General features: G+C 37.6%; 3 protein-coding genes. All 3 read right to left on the reverse strand.

The window, feature by feature from the left end; all coding sequences use genetic code 11:
* On the reverse strand, positions 1 to 226 hold a 226-nt coding region (locus tag EA341_RS00115; protein ID WP_293010651.1), incomplete at its 3' end, for a cupin domain-containing protein.
* A gap of 6 nt (positions 227 to 232) precedes the next feature.
* Positions 233 to 862, reverse strand: a complete 630-nt coding sequence (locus EA341_RS00120; protein WP_293010652.1) for a hypothetical protein — start codon at positions 860 to 862, stop codon at positions 233 to 235.
* An 8-nt stretch (positions 863 to 870) separates the two neighbouring features.
* Positions 871 to 2,902 (reverse strand): sulfatase-like hydrolase/transferase (locus EA341_RS00125; RefSeq protein WP_293010653.1); only part of this gene is annotated, 2,032 nt, incomplete at its 5' end.

Below are 2,902 nucleotides of genomic sequence, written 5' to 3' on the forward strand. Positions count from 1 at the left end.
AGTGAAGTTGTCCTGGTTTGATAAAGTAGAAGTCAGGTGTTTGAACCTGATAACTTTCTGTCTCTACGTGATGAATCCCCTCTCCTTCTGCAATAAAGATCAATTCATAGTACCCTTCGTGCTTATGAGGCTTGGTCTTTTTTATCAAAGGTTTAAACCGGGAAATTTTAAAATACTCCTCAGATTGAAGTTTTTTCTTAGTGCTTATGGGTTCATCAATCTTCATACTTTGCTAATCAATATTGGAAATAATTATTTGTTGTTTGATCAGTTCATTTATTTTGGGTTGAATTATCCAAATCCCGATCGGATAAAACAAAATCAAAAAGAATTCCACTGCATAGTCACTAAATATTACTTCCTTTTTCAACTGAGCTGTTTTTAATGTTTTTGCAGCAAAAAGCAAACAGTATAAAAAGCAGCATATTGAAAAGATTTGAAAGGGTACAATTACTGCAAAAACCCCAGAGTTAAGCGTTACGAAGTTGAAAAAAGCAATGAAATACACACAGTACAAAAACATGAATACTACAAGAATCAAAAGAAAAAACTTAAATCTGGTTTCTTTTAATATTATCTCGGCAGGAATCAACCTTTGAAGTCCAGATACAACTGACCAAAGCCACCCAAACAACACACCGAAAAATAAAAACATCAAAATGGGGTAAATTTTTATGTAGATGTAAACCAATCCGGAAAAATAAACTGTTTCTGACAAAAGATTAACAATAAGCGTTAGCATCAACATAAATTGAAATATCAAAGGGATTCCTGATGACAGCCAAAACAAGTGCCAATGCTTGGCTTTCAAAAACATGTCTGCAATTTCATTTTCAGTTCTTAAATTGGTATCACTTTTCATTTTCTGACCTAATGAAAGAACATTGATTCCATACCTTGAATATCAACATCATTGATAAATATTTTGGTTGCTGAAGAAATATCCCTTTCGGTATGCATCACCAGTTTGAAAGGATGATAACCCTTTTCAAGAAAAACAGAAGTATTATTCAGTGAATCTCTGTGATTCATATCATTATCAATAACCAATATTTCATGAATATGCATGACAATATTAGATTCAGATTCAAAAGTCAGTTTATATTCCCCTTCTGCATCTATTTTAATAAGGCCTTCATAAATCAGTACTTGGTTTTTCTCCATTGCCTTCTCCAAATCCATATCCAAGCTAATTCCCAGTTCGTTTGCCTTTTGGTTAGCCGTATTGATAAAGGGAGCCCATGGACTGTCAATTGAATAAATATATTCTCTGAGTCCTTTTTCCATTTTTTCTTCCAATGAAAAAACTGGCTGAACGAGTTCTCTGTCATATGGTCTTTTTGCCGATGACTCATTCCTTCTCCAACGCAGAACCGACTTCTTCATTTCATCCTGAAGTTCCTCAAATTCATCAGTGCTATCGGCTAGATTCCGGGTTTCTCCCGGGTCATTTTCGGTATCGTAGATACTGAAATCATCCATGTGTGAATTTATATTATAGCGGATTCCTTTGTACCCATTGAGGTACAAAACCTGCATTTCCCCTCTCTTTTGGCCCCTTCTTTCTTCTAAAAAGCTATCATAATCAGAGGTGGAATTATTTACCTGATACTCAATATAAACCCTGCTATCAAAACTGTCAGATTCTCCCGACAATATCGGCAGCAGTGATTTCCCATCTGTATTTGCCGGGCTTGGAATACCTGCCAAATCAGCAAAAGTAGGTAACCAATCATGAAAACCTGAAGGGGAGCTGTTTTTAGAACCACCGGAAATTTCACCAGGCCACTTAACCAATGTCGGGACTCGAATTCCACCTTCCCATGTATCCCTTTTGGTGCCGTCCATATTGCCATAACTTTCAAAAAAAGTCGGGGCATATTCTCCATACCCATATGACTCCAAATGTGGTCCATTATCAGAAGTAAAAACAATGATGGTCTCATTTTCCAAATCCAAATCTCCCAGTAATTGAACCAAATCACCGATAGAATCATCAATACGTCTCACCATTGTAGCAAAGCGCCTTTGCACTTCAGGCCAATCCTCATTTCTGTAATCAGGGTGAATGAATTTATCGATTTCATTATGGGAAGTATTGATAAAATTACCCTTCTCACCGATATATTGCATTCCGCCTTGCAAGCCTCCACCTTTTGGATATGCCATGGTTGGAACCTCCAAACCTGCATGTGGGGTATCATAAGCCAACATCATAAAAAATGGCTTATCTGCTTCATTTTCTGCGTGGTCAATGATATATTTCTTTGCTCTGGCCGTAAATAAATCTGTAGTATAACACCCTTTCAACTTATCCGAAATTTCCTGATCCCCATCATAAAGTTCTTTAGGCCCACGAATGGCAACATCATGGGCTGGATAATGATTATGCCCATCACCGTGTCTGACATATCCAAAAAAGTAATCGAAGCCCCTTTTAGTCGGATATGCTTCCCAGCTTTCAGGATTATTTCCCTCACCCTGCAAACCATACTTACCGATTAAGGATGTTCTGTATCCCGATGCTTTCAGAACGGTCGCTAGATTATGGTTATCAGGAAGGGCCTTATCAAACTGATTGTTCCTAACTGAAGCATGACCTTGGTGTTGACCAAGAAGCAAAGATGCTCTGGAAGGTGCACAGACCGGTGCTGGAGCATAGTGTCTTGTCAAAGTCATACCTTCAGAGGCGAACCTGTCAAGATTTGGGGTTTTATGAAACGGTTTTCCTTCTTTCTGGCGCTGGTTTTGAAACAATACTCCTATATCACCATACCCAAGATCATCTGTAAGGATAAAGATAATATTGGGCTTTTTTCTTTGTTTTATCTGAGAAAAAGCGGTGAAGCTCCCACCAAAAACTAAAATCAATGTAATACTAATCAATGTGGACTTTTTCATA

Origin of the sequence: Mongoliibacter sp. (assembly GCF_007692705.1) — a bacterium.
Taxonomy (GTDB): domain Bacteria; phylum Bacteroidota; class Bacteroidia; order Cytophagales; family Cyclobacteriaceae; genus Mongoliibacter.